28 protein-coding genes and 1 tRNA gene are annotated in these 22489 nt (G+C 31.4%); 14 read left to right on the forward strand and 15 right to left on the reverse strand.

Translation table 11 applies throughout. The features are described from left to right. Positions 1 to 128: 128 nt before the first annotated feature. Together JJ847_06620 and JJ847_06625 are read right to left on the reverse strand one after the other, a co-directional pair. Positions 129 to 425 carry a hypothetical protein gene (locus JJ847_06620; GenBank protein MBO6960557.1) on the reverse strand — a complete coding sequence of 99 codons (297 nt, stop codon included), beginning with the start codon at positions 423 to 425 and terminating at the stop codon, positions 129 to 131. 94 nt (positions 426 to 519) lie between these two features. After that, complete coding sequence (locus JJ847_06625; protein MBO6960558.1) at positions 520 to 669, reverse strand: hypothetical protein; 150 nt, start codon at positions 667 to 669, stop codon at positions 520 to 522. 76 nt (positions 670 to 745) lie between these two features. Between JJ847_06625 and JJ847_06630 the strand changes: the two genes are divergently transcribed. The 4 genes from JJ847_06630 (at position 746) to JJ847_06645 (ending at position 2617) form a co-directional block, all read left to right on the forward strand. Next, positions 746 to 1135 carry a hypothetical protein gene (locus tag JJ847_06630; GenBank protein MBO6960559.1) on the forward strand — a complete coding sequence of 130 codons (390 nt, stop codon included), beginning with the start codon at positions 746 to 748 and terminating at the stop codon, positions 1133 to 1135. A gap of 127 nt (positions 1136 to 1262) precedes the next feature. Beyond that, on the forward strand, positions 1263 to 1577 hold the full coding sequence (locus tag JJ847_06635; GenBank protein MBO6960560.1) for a hypothetical protein: 315 nt from the start codon (positions 1263 to 1265) through the stop codon (positions 1575 to 1577). 428 nt (positions 1578 to 2005) lie between these two features. Then, the gene (locus JJ847_06640) at positions 2006 to 2179 is read left to right on the forward strand and encodes a hypothetical protein (protein MBO6960561.1); all 174 of its coding nucleotides are present in this window, start codon (positions 2006 to 2008) and stop codon (positions 2177 to 2179) included. Between the two features lie 258 nt (positions 2180 to 2437). Continuing rightward, positions 2438 to 2617: a hypothetical protein gene (locus JJ847_06645; protein MBO6960562.1), complete on the forward strand. Its 180-nt coding sequence runs from the start codon at positions 2438 to 2440 to the stop codon at positions 2615 to 2617. A 31-nt stretch (positions 2618 to 2648) separates the two neighbouring features. Here the strand turns inward: JJ847_06645 and urtE are convergent, their stop codons facing one another. From urtE to ureE, 8 genes are all read right to left on the reverse strand, one after another. Next, on the reverse strand, positions 2649 to 3359 hold the full coding sequence (gene urtE, locus JJ847_06650; protein ID MBO6960563.1) for an urea ABC transporter ATP-binding subunit UrtE: 711 nt from the start codon (positions 3357 to 3359) through the stop codon (positions 2649 to 2651). A gap of 2 nt (positions 3360 to 3361) precedes the next feature. After that, positions 3362 to 4111, reverse strand: coding sequence for an urea ABC transporter ATP-binding protein UrtD (gene urtD / locus JJ847_06655; protein ID MBO6960564.1), 750 nt, complete (start codon positions 4109 to 4111; stop codon positions 3362 to 3364). Further along, positions 4104 to 5234, reverse strand: a complete 1131-nt coding sequence (gene urtC / locus JJ847_06660; GenBank protein ID MBO6960565.1) for an urea ABC transporter permease subunit UrtC — start codon at positions 5232 to 5234, stop codon at positions 4104 to 4106. Before urtC ends, urtD begins: the two co-directional genes overlap by 8 nt. After that, entirely contained in the window at positions 5234 to 6388 is a 1155-nt protein-coding gene (locus JJ847_06665) for a branched-chain amino acid ABC transporter permease (protein ID MBO6960566.1), read from the reverse strand. The genes urtC and JJ847_06665 overlap by 1 nt, the downstream gene beginning before the upstream one ends. 81 nt (positions 6389 to 6469) lie before the next feature. Further along, entirely contained in the window at positions 6470 to 7747 is a 1278-nt protein-coding gene (gene urtA, locus JJ847_06670; GenBank protein MBO6960567.1) for an urea ABC transporter substrate-binding protein, read from the reverse strand. A gap of 128 nt (positions 7748 to 7875) precedes the next feature. After that, entirely contained in the window at positions 7876 to 8487 is a 612-nt protein-coding gene (ureG, locus tag JJ847_06675) for an urease accessory protein UreG (protein MBO6960568.1), read from the reverse strand. Between the two features lie 3 nt (positions 8488 to 8490). Beyond that, positions 8491 to 9177, reverse strand: coding sequence for an urease accessory protein UreF (locus tag JJ847_06680; GenBank protein ID MBO6960569.1), 687 nt, complete (start codon positions 9175 to 9177; stop codon positions 8491 to 8493). Beyond that, positions 9170 to 9619, reverse strand: a complete 450-nt coding sequence (ureE, locus tag JJ847_06685) for an urease accessory protein UreE (GenBank protein MBO6960570.1) — start codon at positions 9617 to 9619, stop codon at positions 9170 to 9172. The genes JJ847_06680 and ureE overlap by 8 nt, the downstream gene beginning before the upstream one ends. A 48-nt stretch (positions 9620 to 9667) precedes the next feature. On the opposite strand from ureE, the gene JJ847_06690 reads away from it, so the two are divergent. The 4 genes from JJ847_06690 to ureC are packed head-to-tail and all read left to right on the forward strand — an operon-like array spanning position 9668 to position 12960. After that, complete coding sequence (locus JJ847_06690) at positions 9668 to 10570, forward strand: urease accessory protein UreD (GenBank protein MBO6960571.1); 903 nt, start codon at positions 9668 to 9670, stop codon at positions 10568 to 10570. 50 nt (positions 10571 to 10620) lie between these two features. Then, positions 10621 to 10923, forward strand: a complete 303-nt coding sequence (locus JJ847_06695) for an urease subunit gamma (GenBank protein MBO6960572.1) — start codon at positions 10621 to 10623, stop codon at positions 10921 to 10923. Between the two features lie 2 nt (positions 10924 to 10925). Continuing rightward, positions 10926 to 11246 (forward strand): urease subunit beta, encoded by a 321-nt coding sequence (locus JJ847_06700; protein ID MBO6960573.1) that lies wholly within the window; start codon positions 10926 to 10928, stop codon positions 11244 to 11246. A gap of 4 nt (positions 11247 to 11250) precedes the next feature. Beyond that, positions 11251 to 12960: an urease subunit alpha gene (ureC, locus tag JJ847_06705; protein ID MBO6960574.1), complete on the forward strand. Its 1710-nt coding sequence runs from the start codon at positions 11251 to 11253 to the stop codon at positions 12958 to 12960. Here ureC and JJ847_06710 read toward each other — a convergent pair. Further along, on the reverse strand, positions 12957 to 14183 hold the full coding sequence (locus JJ847_06710) for a glycosyl transferase (GenBank protein MBO6960575.1): 1227 nt from the start codon (positions 14181 to 14183) through the stop codon (positions 12957 to 12959). The two genes, ureC and JJ847_06710, sit on opposite strands and share 4 nt — an antisense overlap. Positions 14184 to 14233: 50 nt before the next feature. On the opposite strand from JJ847_06710, the gene JJ847_06715 reads away from it, so the two are divergent. The 4 genes from JJ847_06715 to JJ847_06730 all read left to right on the forward strand — a co-directional run bounded on the left by JJ847_06715 (position 14234) and on the right by JJ847_06730 (position 18061). Continuing rightward, positions 14234 to 15994: a sugar phosphorylase gene (locus JJ847_06715; protein ID MBO6960576.1), complete on the forward strand. Its 1761-nt coding sequence runs from the start codon at positions 14234 to 14236 to the stop codon at positions 15992 to 15994. Positions 15995 to 15996: 2 nt separating this feature from the next. Beyond that, a complete protein-coding gene (locus JJ847_06720; protein MBO6960577.1) occupies positions 15997 to 16794 on the forward strand; it encodes a mannosyl-3-phosphoglycerate phosphatase-related protein in 798 nt (265 codons plus the stop codon). A gap of 4 nt (positions 16795 to 16798) precedes the next feature. Continuing rightward, entirely contained in the window at positions 16799 to 17743 is a 945-nt protein-coding gene (locus tag JJ847_06725) for a kinase (GenBank protein ID MBO6960578.1), read from the forward strand. A 90-nt stretch (positions 17744 to 17833) separates the two neighbouring features. Beyond that, a complete protein-coding gene (locus tag JJ847_06730) occupies positions 17834 to 18061 on the forward strand; it encodes a DUF1830 domain-containing protein (protein ID MBO6960579.1) in 228 nt (75 codons plus the stop codon). Positions 18062 to 18480: 419 nt separating this feature from the next. Here JJ847_06730 and JJ847_06735 read toward each other — a convergent pair whose 3' ends face one another. Then, positions 18481 to 18759 (reverse strand): hypothetical protein, encoded by a 279-nt coding sequence (locus JJ847_06735; GenBank protein ID MBO6960580.1) that lies wholly within the window; start codon positions 18757 to 18759, stop codon positions 18481 to 18483. Positions 18760 to 18840: 81 nt separating this feature from the next. Between JJ847_06735 and JJ847_06740 the strand changes: the two genes are divergently transcribed. Both JJ847_06740 and JJ847_06745 read left to right on the forward strand, forming a co-directional pair. Beyond that, a complete protein-coding gene (locus JJ847_06740) occupies positions 18841 to 19641 on the forward strand; it encodes an undecaprenyl-diphosphate phosphatase (protein ID MBO6960581.1) in 801 nt (266 codons plus the stop codon). Between the two features lie 70 nt (positions 19642 to 19711). Next, on the forward strand, positions 19712 to 19864 hold the full coding sequence (locus JJ847_06745) for a hypothetical protein (GenBank protein ID MBO6960582.1): 153 nt from the start codon (positions 19712 to 19714) through the stop codon (positions 19862 to 19864). On the opposite strand, the gene JJ847_06750 is transcribed toward JJ847_06745, so the two are convergent. The 3 genes from JJ847_06750 to JJ847_06760 all read right to left on the reverse strand — a co-directional run bounded on the left by JJ847_06750 (position 19865) and on the right by JJ847_06760 (position 22476). After that, positions 19865 to 19938: transfer RNA gene (locus tag JJ847_06750), tRNA-Pro, on the reverse strand. A gap of 27 nt (positions 19939 to 19965) precedes the next feature. Next, entirely contained in the window at positions 19966 to 20694 is a 729-nt protein-coding gene (msrA, locus tag JJ847_06755) for a peptide-methionine (S)-S-oxide reductase MsrA (GenBank protein ID MBO6960583.1), read from the reverse strand. 36 nt (positions 20695 to 20730) lie between these two features. After that, the gene (locus JJ847_06760) at positions 20731 to 22476 is read right to left on the reverse strand and encodes an ABC transporter ATP-binding protein (protein ID MBO6960584.1); all 1746 of its coding nucleotides are present in this window, start codon (positions 22474 to 22476) and stop codon (positions 20731 to 20733) included. Positions 22477 to 22489: the final 13 nt, after the last annotated feature.

Here is a 22489-nt window from a genome sequence, read left to right on the forward strand (position 1 = left end):
CTGTATTTATTGGATTTATAATTTTTACGATTTTAAAAAAAAGAAAGAGATCTGCTAAAAGTATTTATAAATTAATAGATGATTTAGAAAAAAAATACATATATTAATATCTTTTGTAAGATAAAAGGTTAATCAAATTCTATACCAACTTCTTCTTTTAAATCTCTATCTAAATCTGGAAGATGAGGTTCAACCCAATGATCTTTGTTGTCAATACCAGCTGCATTTACATAATTCATAATATGTTGATCTACTTGCTTGTAAAGATCATGCAAATTTAAATCCATACGAATATCATGTGCAATTTCAGAGACTTGTTTTTCTGTTAGACAATGATCTGGATGTAGTAAATCACAACATGGAATCCTCTTCTCAATTAATTCATTGAGATTGATTTTTATTTCGTAATCTTGATGGACAGTCATTGATTTTTTAAAATTTATTTTTATTCTAATTATGTTTAAGGTTTTGTATATATTTAGTCAAGAAACAAAGTTCTTAAATACCTAAGCAGTAATTTTAAATAAATAGATCTTCCAAATCTTTATACAATTCATCTTTCTCTTTTTGGTTTTCTTTAGTGTCATTGTGGTCTATTGAAATTTCTTTTTTTGTATTGTAGAAAAGATATCCAAGAGCACCTAAAAGTAAAGTTGTTGGTAAAATCATTCGAATTTAATTGACTTATAATGAATATAGTGCAACACTTATAACAGTCAAGTGCTGAACTTTATTAAATTTTTAAATGCCTACCAAGAAAAAAAGAGTTGGTTTTATTCCTAGAGAAGATGTTATGAGAATAATTGATAAATTGAGCAAAGAGAACAATTTAAGTAATTCAAAAATAATAAGTATTCTAGTAGAGGAAGCACTTTCTATAAGAGGTATATTTAATAAAAAAAATGGAAATGTTATTCAACCAAATAAGCTAAATAATAATGTCTCAGATGACTTTTCCAGTAGTTCTGGTGACTTTATAGATAGTTCAATACTTTCAATTGATACTAAATTTAGCAATCATATTAATCCTAGTAATTCAAACCATTCAAATGAGGATGCTTTTGACTTGCAAACTTATAAAAAGTTTTTATCATTTCTTAAATTTCAGGAAATGATGGATAAATATAATGCTTAGTAAGTGTTGCTAAGTACTGCACTGTGCGTTAAATTAAATTTGTAATTATATGTGATTTGCATATTTGAAATAATTTATAGCCATTTCAAAAACCTAAATTCAATTTATCAATTAAATATTTATTGTTATGAATTCATCTCTCCCAGTTTTATCTGTAAATCTTCTCCCTCCAGATAAGTTATACTGTAATTTTAGTTATTGGAGTTCTTTGTTCTCTCAGGATATGCAAATTTTATGGGATAGAGCGCATGGAGTCCCTTTAGAAAAACTGCCAAAAGGGGTTTCTGATATGATTTTTCCGTATTTATTACTTGCACTTTCAGATTATAGGACTTCTCAAGCTAATAAAATGAATGGAATAGGATTAGATAATCTATTAAGTCTTTGGTTTGATAAGTACTTATTAAATAAAAATGGTTACTTCGAACTAATTAAAAAATAAATTTTCAAAATGAGCTCTATTAATATCAAATTTGATTTCTACAAATATTTATTGCAGCTATAAACTTTTTAACTGATACTTTTCTAATTGGCACATCTATTGTTTTGCTATAAATAAATTAAATGTTTTGATGAAAATTTCTTGAAATTTCTTTTTGGCAAATATGTGTATTGTCGTTTTGATAATGCTAATCAGGAGAGATATAAAATTAAGAAAAGCAAGATAAATGAAATTTAATTCAAAAACCCTAAGCTTGATATTAAATATATTATTTTGCTTATTAATATTTATAATTTAAATTTTTTAATTATTTATTTATTATTTAATTATTTATTTATTAATTTTCTTAAATTTCAAAAAAATAAAAATCATATTTGGTTGACTTTTATTGTTAATGCGATGATAATGACGAAAATAATTTATGAATTGTGAATCCTCTTTCAGACAATTTTGATGATTTTGTTGATGATCTACTTTCATCCGATGTTAATTTGTTAAAAGGGGAACTTGATTTTCTTCTTATGCAACATTTATTTAATTCTATTGATTTGAAGCTTATAAATAAAAGTGAAACTAAAGATGACGAATCAATGGCTGCTTAACTTTTATGAAATTTTTTTATGAAAAGTTTTGGGTTCCAGTTTTTGGTTATATTTTATCTAAATTTGTTTTTTTAATAGAAGGTAAAAAGCAAGACTCTAAAAATAAAAAAAAATAGATTAATTAAATTTTTTCTTAATAAAGTATTTTTAAATACATAATTTAAGTGAATATATTTTGATAACAACAAAAGTAGTGCTTTAAATCTAATACCATATGCATGGTTGAGATATAAAGAAATTGCTTTCTAGCAAATTAAAATGAACCCAAATAATATGTTGAAGCCGTATACAGTGCATTATCGTGATTTTCAAAATATAAGATTAGAAAATTGTTTTTACGCTTCTGACGCTTACGAGGCTAGAACACTAGCAATGGAATTTAATAAATATATAAATGAACATCCAAACAGTATTGACCTAATAAGATGCGAAAAATGAAAAAAGTTTTTATTAATCTAGAATAATTTACTTAAACACTTAAGAACTTATCTATAACAGCTTGACTCAACTCACTAGTATTTCCGCTAGCAACAATACCTCCGCGTTGCATCGCATAATATCTATTGGCTTGTCTTACAAAATGCAAGTGTTGCTCCACTAATAAAACACCAATTCCTGTATCTCTAATTATCTGATTGATTGCATTTTCTATGTCTAAAACTATATTTGGCTGAATACCTTCTGTTGGTTCGTCAAGTAATAATAGTTTAGGTTTGCCCAGCAATGCTCTTGCAATAGCTAGTTGCTGTTGTTGTCCACCGCTGAGATCTCCTCCTTTCCTTTGTAGAAAATCTTTTAGGATTGGGAATAGATCATAAATAAATGGATCTATTTTCTTGTTCTTAGATAATCCACCTGGCAACGACTCCATTCCTAACATAAGATTTTCTTCAACTGATAGATATGGAATAATTTCTCGACCTTGAGGAACGTAAGCCATTCCTTTCCTCGCCCTCTGATGAGGTGCTTTTCTATTGATATTTTCGCCAATCAAATAAATATCGCCTTTTTTTTGTCTTAACAAACCAATAAGTGATTTCAATAAAGTTGTCTTGCCAACTCCATTTCTTCCAATCAAACAAACCATTTCTCCTGATTGGACATTTAAATCTACATCTCTGAGGATATGACTTTCGCCATAATATGTATTCAATGATTTTATTTCAAGTAAGTTCTTCATAACTAATCCTCTGGCCTTCCTAGATAAACATCAATAACTTTTTGATTCTTTTGTATAGTTTCCATAGTTCCCTCGCATAATACTGTGCCTTGATTTAATACTGAAACATTACTATCAAGTCTTCTTATAAATTCCATATCGTGATCTATTACCACTACAGTATTTTCTCCTGATAGTGATTTTAATAAATCAGCTGTAAGATCAGTTTCTTCATCAGTTAAACCAGCAACAGGTTCATCAACTAACATTAAATCTGGCTTCTGTCCCACTAACATGGCTATCTCGAGCCATTGTTTTTGGCCATGTGATAAAGAACCAGCTTTAGAATCAACTTTTTGAGCTAAATTGACAATTTTCGTAAGACGTTCAATTTCATAAAGTTGCTCATCCTTAATACTTTTTTTTATAAGGTTTAAGGGACTTTTAGGGGTTGACACTGATATTTCAAGATTTTCTTTTACAGTTAGATTTTCAAAGATTCTTGGACTTTGGAACTTTCTTCCCACTCCAAGACGAGCAATCTTATGCTCCTTTCTACCTACTAATGATTTTCCTTTGAAAATTACTTCACCTTTTGTTGGCTTAACCTTTCCAGTTATTACATCAAGAAATGTTGTTTTACCTGCCCCGTTGGGTCCTATTACAGCTCTTAATTCTCCTTTCTTTAAATTTAAATTAAGTTTGTTGAGAGCTAAAAAACCCTCGAAACTAACAGTAATATCTATTAAATTTAAAAGATCTTTATTAATCATTATTCCCCTCCTTATTGTTAACTTCTAAGCTTGGATAGGTTTCAATCTTTCTTTTCAAACCAAATCTTTGAAGAAGATTCCTAGGCCCATCTCCTTGAATCCATCCTAAAACTCCCTCTGGCAGAGCTGTTACAACTAAGATAAATAATCCTCCTTGGATAAACATCCAGCTAGCAGGTAAAGCTTCACTTACTAGACTTTTTGCATAGTTTATTAAAACTGCTCCTAGTATCGCTCCCAATAAAGTTCCTCTACCTCCAACAGCAACCCATATAACCATTTCTATAGAAAATGGAACTGTCATAAATTGAGGCGATACTATTCCAGACTGAACAGTATATAAAGCTCCTGAAACTCCAGCGAGACCTCCAGCAATTGAAAATATTATCGTCTTGAAAATAACTGGGTTATATCCTGTAAACCTAACTCTTGGTTCATCATCTCGTATTCCTATAAGAATATTTCCAAATCTTCCTTTAACTACCCACTTTGCAAAAAACCACGCAACTATTACTAAAATGGCAGTTATCCAAAAGAATATTCTTTGCATGGACTCAGAACCTACCATTTGACCAAATAGTTGTGTTACATCAGTTTTTAATCCATTTGTTCCATTTATAAGTTTCTGTTGTCCATTAAAGAAGTTGAAGAATACGAGCAGAGAAGCTTGAGTAAGTATAGAAAAATAAACCCCTTTTATTCTATTCCTGAAAACAAGAAAACCAATTAAACCCGCAACCAATGCTGGTATTATCCAGATAGCGAATAAGGTGAAAATTGGCGATCTAAACGGTTCCCAGAAAAAAGGCAATTTTTCAACACCATATAAAGCAAAAAATTCAGGAATATTATTTGGGAATTCAGAAGAGCTTGTAATTTGCAAATACATTGCTGCACAATATCCACCTAATGCAAAAAATATACCTTGTCCAAGACTTAGTAAACCTGTATATCCCCAGATAAGATCTACACCAAGAGCGACTATGGACAGAGATAAGTATCTACCAAGAAGATTTAGTCTAAATACAGGTAGTAAGGTTGGTGCTGCAATAATAAGAGCTATTAATATTATCCAGAATGATAATACTATTCTTTTATCAAATTTAAATTTACTCAGAGACATTAGTTTTCCACCATCCTGCCTTTTTGAGGAAATAAACCTGTAGGTTTAAATTGCAAGAATATAACTATTAATGCAAATATCATTACTCTAGCCATACTAGTTGTCGCAAAAAAGTTGATTGTATTTGAGAGTGGTAAAGGCATATCTGGCCATATTGATAAGAGCCTTCCAGCTCCAATTAAATCCGTCATTATTCCTATTCCAAAGGAAGCAAGTACTGTACCTAACAAATTTCCTACTCCCCCAAGAACTACAACCATAAAACAACCCACTATGTAATTTCCGCCAACATTTGGTCCTACAGAACCTAATAGTGATACTGCTACTCCAGCAACTCCTGCTAAGCCAGATCCTATTCCGAAGGTAATTATATCAACTTTTTCAGTAGATATACCAAGGCAGTCACTCATTTGTCGGTTCTGAGTAACTGCTCTAATACGCATCCCCCAAGCACTTTGGTTTAGAAATAATGTTATTGCTATTACAGAGATAAGTGTAATTACAATTATCATTAATCTTGTTTTAGGAAATGCAGTTCCTAAGATTTCTACTTGACCTCTCATCCATGAGGGAGCTGTAACGTCAACATTACGAGCACTCGCCCTACTTAGTTTGCTTACAGTGGATGAAATAACGCTACCTGTTAGAACCCCAGTTAAAGCAGACAATATCCAAGAACTAAATTTAAAGTATTTGAAATTTATTGATTCTTTTATTTTTGGAGGAAACGTTGTTGGTAAAATTAAACCAATTAAAAGACTTATAACTAGTCCGGTCCCAAATGCCAAAGGTACACTTCTGACAAATTGTTGAAGAATTAGGCTAACGCCCCAAGTTGCGAGAAGAGTTTCTAGTGGACTTCCATAAAGCTTCCTTATTATAGTTTTTTCCAAGAGAATGCCTACTACCCCACTAACAATAAATGCAAGGAAAATTGAAACTATTATGTATGAATTGTAGAAGGGTTTTAATATTGGTAATTTGAAAATTAATTGTGTTACGTATGTTGTGTAAGCCCCAAGCATCATAAGTTCTCCATGGGCAAGATTAATAACACCCATCAGACCAAAAACAATCGCAAGACCTAATGCAGCAACAAGTAGTACAGATCCGATCGCAACACCATTAAAAAGACAGTCGAGAAGTAACTCCAATTTGAAAAAGAAAATATTTTTTATATAAAATAAAAGGAGGTGTTAACCTCCTTTTATTTTGAAGCATAGGTTTTAATTAAATTAAAGCTTATACTTTTCTCCTTTTGAAGGATCTGTCCAATCGCATGCAAATCCTTTTGAACTTGGATGCTTTTGGTTCCATGCTTGAGGAAGAACAACTCCTGTCTCTTCAAGAATTGTAAAGCCACCCTCTGCATTAATCTCTCCAATTCTTACTGTTTGAGACAAGTGATGGTTAGGCATAACTTCAACTGGACCTTGTGGGGCATCAAATTTTTGACCAACTAAGGCTTCCCTTACCGCGTTGTCGTCGAAAGTTCCTGCATCTTCAACTGCTTGTTTCCATAAGTAAACCATGTTATAAGCAGATTCTTGAGGATCAGCTACAACACGATCTGAACCCCATCTTTTCTTGAAACTTTTAGCAAATTTCTTAGATGCAGGCGTATCAATTGACATCATGTAGTTCCAAGCTCCGTAGTGACCTTCAAGGAACTCAGGGCCAATTGTACTAATCTCTTCTTCAGCAATCGAATAGTTCATTACATAGTAGCCATTCGAAGGAGTGATACCTGCGTCTTGAATCTGTTTGAAGAATGCAACGTTTTGGTCACCATTAAGTGTATTAATGATAATTCCACCTTCAGGAAGCGCCTTTTTGATTTTTGAGATAATTGGAGCAACTTCGGTATTTCCTAATGGAAGATAATCTTCGCCAACTACTTTACCTCCTAACTGTTTGACCTGTGCTTTTGTGATTGTGTTTGAAGTTCTCGGGAATACATAATCAGAACCTACAAGGAAGAAATCTCCACCAGCCGCGGGTGAACGCTTATACATAAAATCTGTAGCTGGTTCTGATTGTTGGTTTGGTGTAGCTCCTGTGTAGAAAATGTTGTTAGAACATTCTTGTGCTTCATATTGAATTGGGTAGTAAAGGAAAGCATCCTTAGATTCGTAGACTGGTAGCATTGCCTTTCTACTTGCAGATGTCCAACCACCAAATACAACAGGAACTTCGTCTTGGTCTATAAGTTTTTTGGATTTCTCAGCAAAAGTAGGCCAATCAGAAGCACCATCTTCAACTATGTATTCTATTTTGTAGCTTTTGCCGCCAACTTTTACACCACCAGCAGCATTTATCTCTTCAATAGCCATTTTTTCTGTATCAACAAGTGTTGATTCAGAAATCGCCATTGTTCCAGATAAAGAATGTAAAATACCAACGGTAACGGTGTCATCGAAACTTCCGGAGGTTCCACCTCCTCCACATGAAGTAGCTGTAACAGCAAGTGAGGCAGTAGCTAATCCTGCCAAAATACGCCTTGAAATTCTCATGAATTAGGATAAATTAGGTAATTGACCCTCGTACGGGGGATAAAGTAAAAGTTATTAACGAGTGAGGATTCGTTTTGTATCAGTCGTAACTTTTTGTTGAATCCAATATATAACAAATAATTATTTTTCTAGTTTCGATTGTTGGGTATATGTGATTCTAAAAAATAAGTTATTTCTTCAACACCTTTGCCACAACTAAGGTTGGTAAAAAACCAAGGTTTCCCTTTTCTCATTAATTCCGTATCACTTTTCATAATATTTAAATCTGCACCAACCATATCTGCTAAGTCAATTTTGTTTATTAGTAATAAATCTGACCTTGTTATCCCTGGTCCCCCTTTTCTAGGGATTTTGTCTCCAGCAGATACATCAATCACATATATTGATAAATCTACAAGTTCTGGACTAAAGCTAGATGCTAAATTGTCACCTCCACTTTCTACAAAAACAAAATCTAAAGGGTTATATTTATTTTCTAAATCTAAAACTGCATTTTTATTTAAGGAACAATCCTCTCTTATCGCTGTATGGGGACAACCACCTGTTTCCACTCCAATAATCCTTCCTTCCTCTAAAACTTTTTTATTTATTAGAAAGTTAGCATCTTCTTTGGTGTAGATATCATTGGTGACAACAGCTATCTCATAATTATTTTTCAGGCTTAAGCATAGAGTCTCTACTAATGCAGTTTTTCCTGAACCTACAGGTCCAGCAACTCCTACTCTCAATTTGCTGCTCATAAATTAATTTCTAAAAAGTTTTGTATAAAGATCATTATGATTTTGTTGTGCCATAGCTAAACCTACATTGCCAAAATAGATGTCATCAATTTCTTTGTCCATAATTTCTTTAGAAACTTTTGAAATTATTGCTAATAAATCTCTCTGAATTATTTGTGCTTTTGTTGAACCAATAGGAATAATCCTTAAGGCTGCACTAAGTTGGTTTGCACTCCACGCATAGAAAAAATTCTCAACCATTTCCAATTTCGTAATTTCAAAACAATAACAAGCCCAACTCCACGCCAAAGGCCAGGAGTTTTTATTATTTTTTTTATATAGATATTCATATCCAAATTCTTTGATTAAAAAAAAGAGAGATTTTGCCATTTGAGTTTGTTGTTCTCTAATTTCGACCGAGTCTTTTGATGATAGGATCCATTTATCCAAACTCAATAGCTTATGCAAATTACTTTTTAAATTTTTGCCTTTGTTTAACTCATTAAAAATTTCAAAAAAATCTAATAACATTTTTGCATCTAGTCTAATCTGACCAAATTTTAGTTCACTTATGATTAATTCATTTACCGAATTTGAGTCTTTCAAATCTTTATTATTTAGGTAACTTTCCAATCCCTCTGAATAACAAAATCCTCCAACTGGTAAGTTAGGGCTTATTAATAAATATTTTAATAAATGACTTTTACTCATGACTATGGGCACCTCTTTCCGGAAAAAATTTTTTCTGGATATTTACTATATCAACATTAAAATTTTTAAGCATACTTTCAATTACGTAATCATCTTTTGTTAGAAGTATATCTTCTTCAATTTCTACTTCTACATGCCTATTTCCTAAATGATAAGCAGTTTTAATAAGTTCAATTTTAGAGTTGGAACTTATTTCAATTAAATTTTCTGATTTGGCAATTATCTCTACATAATAATTTGACAAATTAGTTGAAAGAATATCTCCATCATTTAATTTGCCTTCTCTAGGTAGTTGTAAAATTATTTCTTGATCACAATCAGTTAATCTTTTTCCACGTAAGATTCTTCTTTCATCTGAACTTAGGGTAAGTTTTAAAAATGAACCTAGTCGAGGTTTTTTCTTGATCCAATCAGTTACAACTATTTGTTTATTCATTCTCATAATCAAAATTCTTGGTTACTTTAATTTAGTAATTAAAGAAAACAATTTATGATTAAAACTTCTTGGGAAGGTAATTGTTTCTTAAATTTTTTTAATAATAAAGCAAGTTTAGGAAATGTTGATAAAACAATCTTTAAATCTAAATCAACTTCTCCTTACAAGTTATTAAAGTCTACTCATGATCAGGAGGGCAGATGTATTTTACCTGTTTTACATACCGCAGGAGGATTAGTTGGAGGCGATTTACTTGAGTTTGAGGTAAATCTTGAAAAAAACTCTAAGGTATTGTTGACTACTTCTTCAGCTCAGAAAGTATATGGATCAGTTGGAATATCTAAAATCAATCCAAAAGGAACTTTTTCGAAGCAAAAAAATCTCATAAATATTCTTGATAATTCTCATTTGGAATATCTCCCTCAAGAAACAATTATCTTTGCAAATGGTTTATATGAGCAAAAGTTTAATGTATCTATTTCAGAAACTTCAAGTTTTTTATTTACTGATTTAATAAGACTAGGAAGATCTTCTTCCGGAGAATCTATTGAGAATGGAGTTTTTAGGTCTAAATTAGAAATTATGAGAAATAATGATTTATATGATGATTGGGAATATGTTGATCAAATTGAATTATCCAAAACAAGTTATATATCCAAGTCAGGAATGGATTACATGCCCGTTTTCGGATCTTTAATTTGGATTTGCGAAAAAGATTTTTCTAAGTCAAAAATAACTAATCTTGTGGGAAATATAAAAAAGATTTTTAAAGAAACTGATAATAATTTATCTATTGGACTCCTTGAAAATGGTATCTCTGTAAGATTCCTTGGGAGTTCTTCTCAAGAAGCTAGGAAATGTTTTTTTTGTATTTGGAAACAAATTAGGTCTGTTAGTGGATTTTGTGAGCCAAAATATCAAGGTGTATGGCCTTTACAAGATTCTATGAATTATTAATTATGTTCAGAAAGAACCTTTTTTAAGAATTTATAGACTAATTTTTTATTATGCATCTTTCACCTCAAGAAAAGGATAAATTATTGATTTTTTCTGCAGCGCTCTTAGCTGAAAGAAGACTTAGTCGAGGTCTTAAGCTTAATTATCCTGAAACAATTGCTTTTTTGAGTTTACAAGTTCTTGAAGGAGCTCGTGATGGGAAAAGTGTTAGTCAATTAATGTCAGAGGGAACTACCTGGCTTTCAAAATCACAAGTTATGGAGGGCATTCCTGAAATGGTTGATGAAGTTCAAATAGAAGCTGTTTTCCCCGACGGGACAAAGTTAGTTACTATTCACAATCCGATTAACTAGTTATGAGTAATTTAATTCCTGGCGAAATAATTCCTGAACAAGGTGAAATCGAGTTAAATCTTGGTAAGGAAGTTAAAACAGTAAAAGTTTCTAATTCTGGAGATAGACCTGTACAAATTGGATCTCATTATCATTTTTATGAAGCTAATAAGGCTTTAATTTTTGATCGTGAAATAACACTTGGTATGCGTCTTGACATTCCTGCAGGAACAGCAATTAGATTTGAACCCGGAGATACAACTGATGTCAAATTAATTCCTTATTCAGGTTTAAGAATTGCACATGGTTTCAATTCATTGGTTAACGGTCCACTAGATACTTAAAATTATGTCCTATAAAATTTACAGAAATACTTATGCGCAAACTTACGGACCCACTACAGGAGACAGAGTAAGACTTGCTGATACCGAACTTTTTATAGAAGTAGAAAAGGATTTAACTACATACGGAGATGAAGTTAAATTTGGTGGAGGTAAAGTTATTCGAGATGGTATGGGACAGTCTCAAGTAAGAAGATCTGATGGAGCTGTAGATACCGTAATAACAAATGCTTTGATCGTAGATTGGTGGGGAATAATTAAGGCGGATGTGGGTATAAAAGATGGAATGATTTTTGAAATTGGAAAGGCTGGTAATCCTGATATCCAGGATAATGTCGATATTGTTATTGGTGCATCAACAGAAGTAATAGCTGGAGAAGGCCATATTCTCACTGCAGGTTCAATAGACACCCACATTCACTTTATATGTCCCCAACAAATTGAGACAGCATTAGCCTCAGGAATTACAACCATGTTGGGAGGAGGAACTGGTCCTGCAACTGGCACAAATGCCACTACTTGTACTCCGGGTTCTTTTCATATTTCAAGAATGCTTCAATCTGCAGAAGCATTTCCCATGAATTTAGGATTTTTTGGCAAAGGAAACTCAACAAACGAGAGCAATCTTATTGATCAGGTTGAAGCTGGTGCATGTGGATTGAAGCTCCATGAGGATTGGGGAACAACTCCCTCTACAATAAATTCATGTCTTAATGTTGCAGATAAGTTTGACGTACAAGTATGTATTCATACTGATACTTTGAATGAGGCAGGCTTTGTTGAAGATACCATTAACGCTATTGCAGGAAGAACTATTCATACTTTTCATACCGAAGGAGCAGGAGGTGGTCATGCGCCAGATATCATAAAAATTTGTGGAGAAAAAAATGTTCTTCCAAGTAGTACTAATCCAACAAGACCCTACACGCGAAACACATTAGAAGAACATCTTGACATGTTAATGGTTTGTCATCATTTAGATTCAAAAATTCCAGAAGATATTGCATTTGCTGAATCAAGGATCAGAAGAGAAACTATTGCTGCGGAGGATATATTGCATGATATAGGTGCCTTTTCAATTATTGCTAGTGATTCGCAAGCTATGGGAAGAGTTGGTGAAGTAATTACAAGAACTTTTCAAACCGCGCATAAAATGAAAGTCCAAAGGGGGCCGCTATCGCAGGATTCAGATAGAAACGATAATTTCAGAGTAAAGAGATACATTTCTAAAGTCACAATTAATCCTGCAATAGCTCATGGTATTAATAAACATGTTGGGTCCATAGAAAAGGGAAAAATTGCTGATTTGGTGTTATGGAAACCTTCCTTTTTTGCGGTAAAGCCTGAAATAGTTGTTAAAGGAGGATCTATAGTTTGGGCACAAATGGGTGATGCAAATGCTTCTATCCCTACTCCAGGTCCTGTACATGGTCGTCCTATGTTTGCAAGTTTCGGCCAATCTCTAATTAAGAGTTCCTTAACCTTTTTAAGTAATAATTCAATTGATCAAAATATTCCAAAGAAATTAGGCTTACAGAAAAAATGTATTGCCGTAGAAAATACTAGAAATATCAATAAATCCGACTTAAAACTTAATAGTAAACTACCAAATATTTCAGTTGATCCTCAAACTTATGAAGTTTTTTCTGATGGGGAACTTCTTACGTGTGAACCTCTTGATGAAGTCCCAATGGCTCAAAGGTACTTTTTACTTTAGAAGTTTTTAATTAATTCTTTTTCAGTTGCCTTTATATCTTGTGACCCAGCAATTGCTAGATCTTCTTGCAGTTTGTTCTCACAAGATAGAACTCTTGACCAACTTGGTAACTGCTGTGTCGTAGGGTAAGCCAAGTAATCTTCTGTAGCTGGTCTCAATAGTTTTGCAAATTTTTGTACTGATAGCTCTTCTTCATGCCTATCGTATGGAAGTTGATTAACTGCTGAATCTAACCCAAATTGTTTTACTCTATCTTCTCCAACTCTTTTATAAAGAACTTCCAAGGTAGCTAGTTGAGTACTTGTCAAGGTCTCTGCTTGATGCTCCATGAGACCTCTTAAAACACTTGAAAGTATTTCTGTACACATTTTTTGCAATCCCTCTTTAGATGAATCACCAATATTCTTATGTTTATGATCAAACAAACCTAGGTCAACTTGGGCTATTTTGGAGGTTCTTACGTTTCTATAAACCTCTGATAATAAACCTATCTCTAAACCCCAGTCACAAGGAATTCGTAAATTCATAGCAAGATCTTTGGTGAAAGCAAATTCACCTGCTAATGGATATCTAAATGATTGAAGATATTGTAAAAAAGGACCCTTCCCTACTAACTGCTCAAGACTAGCCAATAAGGGTCCCACAAATAATCTCGTTGCTCTTCCTTGCAATTGATTGGTCTCTAAGGATAATCTGCTGTAAAAAGCCTTTACATATGATATTCCATATGATTCATCTAGAAGTGGAAGTATCATTCTTGAAGGATACAAAGGACTAAAAGTTCTTATGTCAGCATCAAAAAGAGCAACAACTTCTGATTTTCTTGTAGCAACTCCTATGCCTTGCCACACAGCCCATCCTTTTCCTGGAGTTCCTAAAAGTTCTAACCCATTTTTTTCTTGGCTTTTTAATAGTTCTATTACAGAGGGAGAATTAGTCCATTGCACGTGAACTGGAAATGGCATTGAGTCAAAAAATGATTTTGCCGCTTTAACTTGTTCAACAGTTTTTGCAGAGAGAGCAATAACTAATTCATTTAAGCCTGAAAGATCTTTTAAAACTTCTCTTATATCTTTTAATGCTGGACGCTCAAATTCTTCATATAAGCAAGGTATCAAAATGCTAGTTGATCTTTTTTTAAGACTTTTGTTTAATTCTTTAAGTAAATTTCTTGTAACTCCATATTCATGTATTGTTGTGATTAACCCTTGTTGAAAGTCCATTTTCTAATTGATGTGCAGAATAGTATTAATACTTCGTTGATTTTTTCAAAGTGAAGCAAATTGATTCAGAGAAAAAATTAAATAGATTAAAAATTGATAAATTGTTAAAAACAATTTATTCAAATAATACTACAGAAGAAATTAATTTTATTTCAAATCAATTATTACAGATTTTAGAAGATTTCTCAGAGAAATCTGCTTATGAAGAAATAAGAGATAAGGAAAGGTGGAATGAATCACATTCGGTTTTGATAACTTATGCAGATAGTATATATAAAAGTGGCAAGGCAACATTAATAACTCTAAGTGAGTTGTTAAGTAAACATTTTGGCAGTCTTTCTAAAGTTTTACATATTCTTCCTTTTTTGAAATCTACAAGCGATGGAGGTTTTGCAGTCTCAAGTTATGATTCCTTAGAAGAAAAGTTTGGTGGTTGGGATGATCTCAAAAGAATTTCAAAAAATCATGATTTGATGGCTGATTTAGTACTAAACCATGTCTCATCATCTCACCCATGGGTTCAACAATTTATTAAATCCCAAGAACCTGGTATATCAAATGTTTTTTCACCGAAAGAAAATCTTGACTGGTCAAATGTTGTTAGACCAAGGAGTTCCTCCTTGTTTTCTCAAATAAATACTGAAGATGGTCCTAAACAAGTTTGGACAACTTTTGGACCAGATCAAATTGATTTGAATTGGCATAATCCAAAAATGACACTTGAGTTCTTAAATTTAATTATTACTTATTTATCTAATGGAATTAAATGGTTCAGACTTGATGCTGTAGGTTTTATTTGGAAGGAGTCAGGTACAACGTGCTTGCATTTACCAAAAGCACATTCAATTGTGAAACTCTTAAGAGTTCTTTTGAATAATCTTCTTGATGAGGGAGTTTTAATAACTGAAACTAATGTTCCTCAGAAGGAAAATTTATCTTATCTGATTCCTGATGATGAAGCACATATGGCGTACAATTTCCCATTACCTCCTCTTGTCCTAGAAGCAATCATTACATCAAGAGCTGATATTCTAAACTCATGGATTTTTGATTGGCCACAATTACCTGATGATACTACTCTTTTTAATTTTACTGCATCGCACGATGGAGTTGGATTGAGAGCTCTTGAGGGTTTAATGAACGAGGAGAGAATAAAAGATTTATTGATAAATTGTGAGAAAAGAGGTGGTTTAGTAAGTCATAGACGTTTATCAAATGGAGATGATAAACCTTACGAATTGAATATTAGTTGGTGGAGTGCAATGGAAGACTCTAGTAGAGATTCAAAAAGATTTCAATATGAGAGATTTATTTTGAGTCAATTATTAGTAATGGCTTTGAAAGGTGTTCCTGCCTTTTATTTACCAGCATTACTAGCTTCAGAAAATGATATCAAAAGTTTTTCTATGACGGGTCAAAGAAGAGACCTAAATAGAGAAAAATTTAAATCAGAAAATCTTTTAGCCGTTTTAAATAATCCTGAATCTAATGCTAATAAAAACTTAAAATATCTTCGTAATGCAATGGATGTAAGATCAGAATTAAAGCAATTTCACCCTTGTTCGGAAATGAAATGTTTGTCTAAAGGTAGAAGTGATATTGTTGTAATCAAAAGAGGTAGTGGTCCTGAGTCTGTTTATGCAATTCATAATATGACTGAAAATAAAATTAATTATCAATTAAATGATAATGATCTACCAAGAATAAATGATAATGATTTTAATACCCAAGATTTTTTAACATCAAATAAATACAATTACAAAAATATTAGTCTTGATCCTTTTCAAGTAATTTGGCTTAGTGCTTTATAAAAATGATAGAAAATTCTAATCTTTGGGTTGTGACTGATGTTGATGGGACTCTAATGGATCATTCCTATGACTTAACACCTGCTAGAGAAACCATAAAAAAACTACAAAAACTATCTATACCCGTAATTCTTTGTACAAGCAAAACCGCTTCTGAAGTAAAAGTTATTAGAAAGGAACTAGAATTGACGGATCCTTATATCGTTGAGAATGGTGCAGCAATATATGGCGAATCTCTTGAGAAGGTAAAAGGGGAAATTATTCTTGGAATTAAATACGAATTGCTTGAAGAAATCCTGAATCTAATTTCTAAGGAAATTAATTATAAACTTATTCCTCTTAATAATCTCAATGATAAGGAGGCAACTGAGCTTACAGGTTTAAAAGGTAATTCATTGAATTTAATGCGAGATAGACATTGGAGTATGCCTTTTTTAAATCCGCCAAATTTATTAGATGAAAAAATTAATATTTGTTGTAAAAAATTTAAAGTAAATATTTTTAAGGGAAATAGGATGAGTCATTTATTATCTACAAATTCAGATAAAGGTAAAGCAATAAATGCTCTTAAAAAAATATCAAAGACTCAAAATATTCAAATTGTAGGATTGGGAGATTCTCCAAATGATTTGCCTCTACTTTTAAACTCTGATATTAAGATTGTTATACCTGGTATAAAAGGACCTAACTTAAACTTATTGGAACAATTAGAGAATCTTGATTTTACTGTAGCAACTGAACCTAACGGATATGGATGGAAAAGAGAGATCAATAAATTACTAAATAATCTAAAACTTACTTAAAATTGTGAAAGATCTTGATATTAATTTTCCTCTTGATAAATTTGAGAAATTAATTATTGATATTGGATGGGAATCCCTGGATGATTGGTTCAATTTTTGGATTAATCAAAAAAATATTTTTTCAATTGATCAATATAGGAATAAAAAATTTAACGATGATTGGATTTGGGGTTTAGCTTTACCACTTTTTTCTCAAGCATATCAATTTTATAACAATTTTTCTGATCGAAAAATAATTGGCATTTCAGCATTACCTGGAACCGGTAAAACAACATTAGGTAAATGGCTTGAGGCAATATCGTTAAAATTAAATTTCAAAATTGCAGTTATTTCAATTGACGATTTTTATCTCCCTTCAGATCAAATGAAATTAGCAATTAAAGATAACCCTTGGAACGTCTCAAGAGGTTTTCCTGGAAGTCACTCAGTAAAATTAATGCATGAAAAGTTATTAAATTGGAAAAAAAATGGAGAATTAAATGTACCTGTTTTTGATAAATCATTAAGAAATGGCCTAGGAGACAGATCACATTGGAGATCAGATAATCCTGATTTATTAATTATAGAGGGATGGTTCTTGGGCATAGAACCCTTATCTGGCGATGTTAATTATCAATTTATAAATTCTGATGAATTAAGTCTTTGTGAATCTTCTTATAGATTTAAAATTCAAAAAAACCTTATGAAATATCTTGAGGTTTGGAATTTAATTGATAACATATGGCACTTAAAACCTATTAAATTTGAATATATGAATATGTGGAAGACATATCAAGAGAAAGAAATGTTCATAGAGAAAGGTAAAGCCCTTCAAGATGAAAAATTATCTAATTTTTTGAGAATGCTTAATAATTCTATTCCTCATAAAAGTTTTGATATTATTGATTCTTATGCCTTGTTAGTAATTGATCAAGAAAGAAATATAGTCGAGGCTGGATTAAATTTATAGACATTTTAAAATTTCTTCTTTTTTCAGTTATTTCTTATACATTTTTAAGTTCTAAATGGTGTTAAATAATATACGTTTTGTATCTTAGTGATGGTTGATTTTTCTTACAAAAATGAGGGTTGCAGAATGGTTGTGTTGAGATGTATTGGTCCATCAAACTTTTTTTTAGAGAGAGTTTTATTCCCAACTGATATTCTGACTTTTAAGGCTCCAAACGATTCTAGAGTTGAAATCTGGGGTAATGAACTATATGGTCCTAAGCTGGAAGAAAGGATAAGAATTTCTTCTGATAATGAAGATTCGACTTTAGTTGCATAGATCAAAATAATTTAATTGTCTTCGACTCAAAATTTTTTACAAATACATGTTTATTATTGATATTATCTAACTAGTTTTAGTTTTGTAAATGTATCTTTTTTCTTCTTTTGCTATTGGAGGTTTTGTCCCTTCTGCAGCTGTTGCTGGTGTTTTACTTTTATTAGGTTTGGGAGCCTTTTTTTATCTTGGTATAAAAGGTCCTACAGATTATTAAAATTGAATTTATAAGTAAACATATAGTTTCTAAATTATACAAAACTCACTTAATTAAATTAAACATTCATGGATTTAACTACTATTTTATTTATTTTAAGTTTGCCATTCGTTTTATTAACTGTTTACTTTGGCACAAAAAATGATTTCTATGAAAGTGAAAATTATAAGGGCGATGGTTGTGCTCACGACGTCAAAAGATAATATTAATTGCCTCCGCTAAATATACAAGTCCATCTACTATCAAATTGCCAAACAGGTTTAAATATTTTATTACTGATTTGTTCACCAGCCTTATTACATGTATCCAAATCTTTCATGGGAATAGAATGTAAAGAAGGACTTGTTATTCCACTTACCTCAGGTCTTGATCCTGGACCTTGTCTATATGTTCCAATTACTAACCAATAATTAGCCCTGACATAATCAGAAAAAATTAAAGGAATAAAAATAAATAATAGTATTAAAGTGTATTTTTGTTTCATAGTTTTTGTATGCTTATACTTATTAAATGTAAATTGTATTTTCTAAATTGCTATTAATAAATAAGTTAACTTTATATGTTTTTGGAATATTTAAAATTTATTATATATGGCTTAATTCAAGGTTTTACAGAATTCATACCAGTAAGTAGTACTGCTCATTTAAAAGTTATATCTCTTTTTTTAGGTCTTGATGATCCAGGAAGCTCTTTATCTGCGATCATCCAACTTGGAAGTGTTTTTGCTTTAGGTTGGTATTTTAGAAATGATATTCTTAAATTAAGTTTTCAATCTTCAATAAAATCTTCAATTTTTTTAATAAACAAAAAGTTATTAAAGTCTATTTTCATAAGTACTCTTCCAATTATTTTTTTTGGTGGAAGTGTAAAATTATTTTTCCCTAACTTTTTTGATAATGTTTTACGTTCAAATTTATCGATAGCATTAGTTTCTTTTATAATGGCAATTTTTATGTATATGGCTGATATTTCAAAGAAAGGTTTTATAAATCTAAAAAACTATAATTACTTTAACAGTATTTTGATAGGTTTTTCTCAAGCATTTGCAATTATTCCAGGTTTCTCAAGATCTGGTTTAACTATATCCACTGCTTTAATATCTGGATGGGAAAGAGTCGATGCTGCAAAATTTTCTTTTCTTTTGGGTATCCCAGCTATATCTCTTGCTGCGATTGTGGAGTTTATTTATTCTTTCAATGAATTATCCTCATTTAGATTAATCCCTCTATTTTTAGGGCTTTCATCAACATTTTTATCTTCATTGTTAGCAATAGATTTTTTATTAAAGTTTTTAACTTCAAATGGACTGAAATTATTTATTATTTATCGAATTATTTTTGGTTTCATAATTCTTATTAATTTATAATTCTTTTTTATAAATCGTTTAATTAAAAAAAAAATTCCAATTGTGTTAATGTTTAAAAAAATAATTACTAATGAATATCTTAATATCTTTCCAGTTAGGTGAAGTTGAAGTCTCAAACCTCACCATAATAGTGTTAGCACTTTTTTCATCTTTTACATTCATAGCTGTTGGAATAAGTTCTTATAAACTTTTCAAATCTCTAATAAACGAAGACAATAATTGATCGGAACGGCGGGATTTGAACCCACGACCCCCACTACCCCAAAGTGGTGCGCTACCAAACTGCGCTACGCCCCGTTTTATAACTATAATTAAAAGAATAACCTAAATGATATTCTTTATTGGATTGTTATCAGATCTCAATACACACTTATCAATTTCCCAATCAAAGTTTTCCCAAACACTATCTTTTAATTTATAGTTACTACCATCAAAATCTCCTAACTTGACTTTTGTAGGTGATGCAGAGCAATATTGTCTGCTACCTGTTGAGGCAAGATATTGTTGATGGTAGTTTTCTGCATAATAATAATTATCAATTATTTTTATTTCCGTTTCAATTAAGCCGAAATTATTTTTGTTTAATTCTTTTTGATATTGATCTCTACTCGCTAATATAACTTTATTATTATTTACATTCTTATAAAAAATTGCTGACCTATATTGAGTACCTATATCATTACCTTGTCTATTTTTTTGAGTGGGATCATGACATTCCCAAAACATTTTTAATAAATCACTAATATCTATTTCACTTTTATCCCATACTACTCTAACAACTTCTGAATGCCCTGTTAAACCAGAACAAACTTCATAATAAGAAGGGCTGATTTTATCCCCACCAGCATATCCTACTGATGTTGTGATTACACCAGGAAGTTTCCAAAAACATTTTTCAGCTCCCCAGAAACAACCACAACCAAAGATTATTTCATCTTCTTGTGAGTTAGGAACTTTTTTTATATCTGTTCTTAATATTCTGTGAATTGAATTATCATCATTTTTTAAAGTAGATTCTCCATTATTCATAATGTTTTTTAGGAATTCAAACATAACTCGATATTTACATCATAGGTATAGGATTAACTTTTAGTTCTTAACAATATTAGTGGCTAATTCTCTTTCCCATAGTTTTTTATATAGCCCGTTTTCTTTAACTAAATATTTATGACTACCTTCTTGGACTATTTCTCCATCTTCCATCACTAAAACCCTGTCACAGGAGGCAGCAACAGATAATTGATGACTAATCATTATGATTGTTTTTTTACTACTTTCTCTCATTTCATCTATTATTTTTGCCGCTGTCTTATTATCTACACTCGCTAAAGCGTCATCAAGAATAACGACAGGAGAATCAACAAGTAATGCTCTACCAAGGGCTGTTCTTTGCCTTTGTCCACCACTAAGTGTTATCCCTCTTTCACCTACAATTGTTTTGAACTTTTGTGGAAAATTATTTATATCATCGATTAACCCTGCTTTTTTTGCACTTTTCTTGACTAGTCCAGAAGAGGCTTCTGGGTTACCAAATCGTAGGTTTTCTGAGATGGTAGATGTAAATAAGAAAGCTTCTTGAGGAACTATTGCAATATTTTTTCTAAGATCTCTTAATTTTATTTTTTTTAAATCAATTTCATCTAAAAATAATTGATCGTCTGGGATTTCAATAATTCTTCCAAGAGATTTTGCCAGTGTTGTCTTTCCACAGCCAACAGGGCCAACTATTGCAATTAGTTCTCCAGGATAAATTTTAAAGTTTAAATTATTCAATGAATTAAATTTTGATCCAGGATATTTTATTGTTAAATTTTTTGCTTCCAAAAAACCTTCTACCTTTTTCTTTAATAATTCTGTTTTTGCTCCATCGATAATATTTGGTTTGTTTTGAAAGATCTCTTCTACACGATCTAAACTTACCTGACCAAGTTGAAAAGTATTCAGTGTAAAACCTAATAGTGCTGTAGGGAAAACAAGTCTTTCGACGTAAAGAATTAAAGCTACTAAGCCACCTATCGTGACAAATCCGCTCTCTATTTGGTATGTTCCTAGTCCTAATAAAATTAATAATGATATTGATGATATACCTTGGAGTAGTGGGAAAAGAGTACTTGCAGTTCTTGCAAGTTTTATTGCTGAATTTCGATAAGCATCATTGTAAATATTGAATTCTTTTTTTTCAGATTTTTCTTGTGCATAAATTTTAATGGCACTTATACCAGAAAGATCTTCTTGTATTAAGTCACTAAGTCTAGAAAGAGATTCTTGTTGAATTTTTCTTTGTTTAACCATTCTTCCTCCGAATAAACTAACTATCCCAAGAATTAAAGGAAATATCATTAATGCTGATATAGTCAATGTTTTGTTTATTGAAAACATTGATGGAATTGTAAATGAATAAGCTAAGACAATATTACATAAACTCAAAACGGTAAAACCTAAAAGTCTTCTTATGTTCTCAACATCACTTGTAGCTCTACTAATAATATCTCCACTTCCTTTTTTTTGAATCCATTCGGGGTCTTGTTTAAGTAAATGATCGAAGAGTTTCTGCCTAAGATTCACCTCAACTTTTCTACCTATTCCAAATACAATTTGTCTAGAAAAAAGTCTAATTAAACCCATACATGAAGCTAAGAAGATTAACCACAGTGATTTAGAAATAACAAAATCTGAAGTAAATCCATTTTGTAGTTGGTCAATTATATTTTTTACTTCTATTGGTATTACGACGCTAAGAATATTTACAACCAAGAGAGCAAAAGCCCCATATAAAAATTCTTTTTTGTACGGTCTAAGGTATTTAGATATAACTCTTAAATTTAAATTTTTCATTTAATTTTGCCGA

The sequence above is a fragment of the Prochlorococcus marinus CUG1438 genome, assembly GCA_017644325.1.
Lineage (GTDB): Bacteria > Cyanobacteriota > Cyanobacteriia > PCC-6307 > Cyanobiaceae > Prochlorococcus_A > Prochlorococcus_A marinus_AA.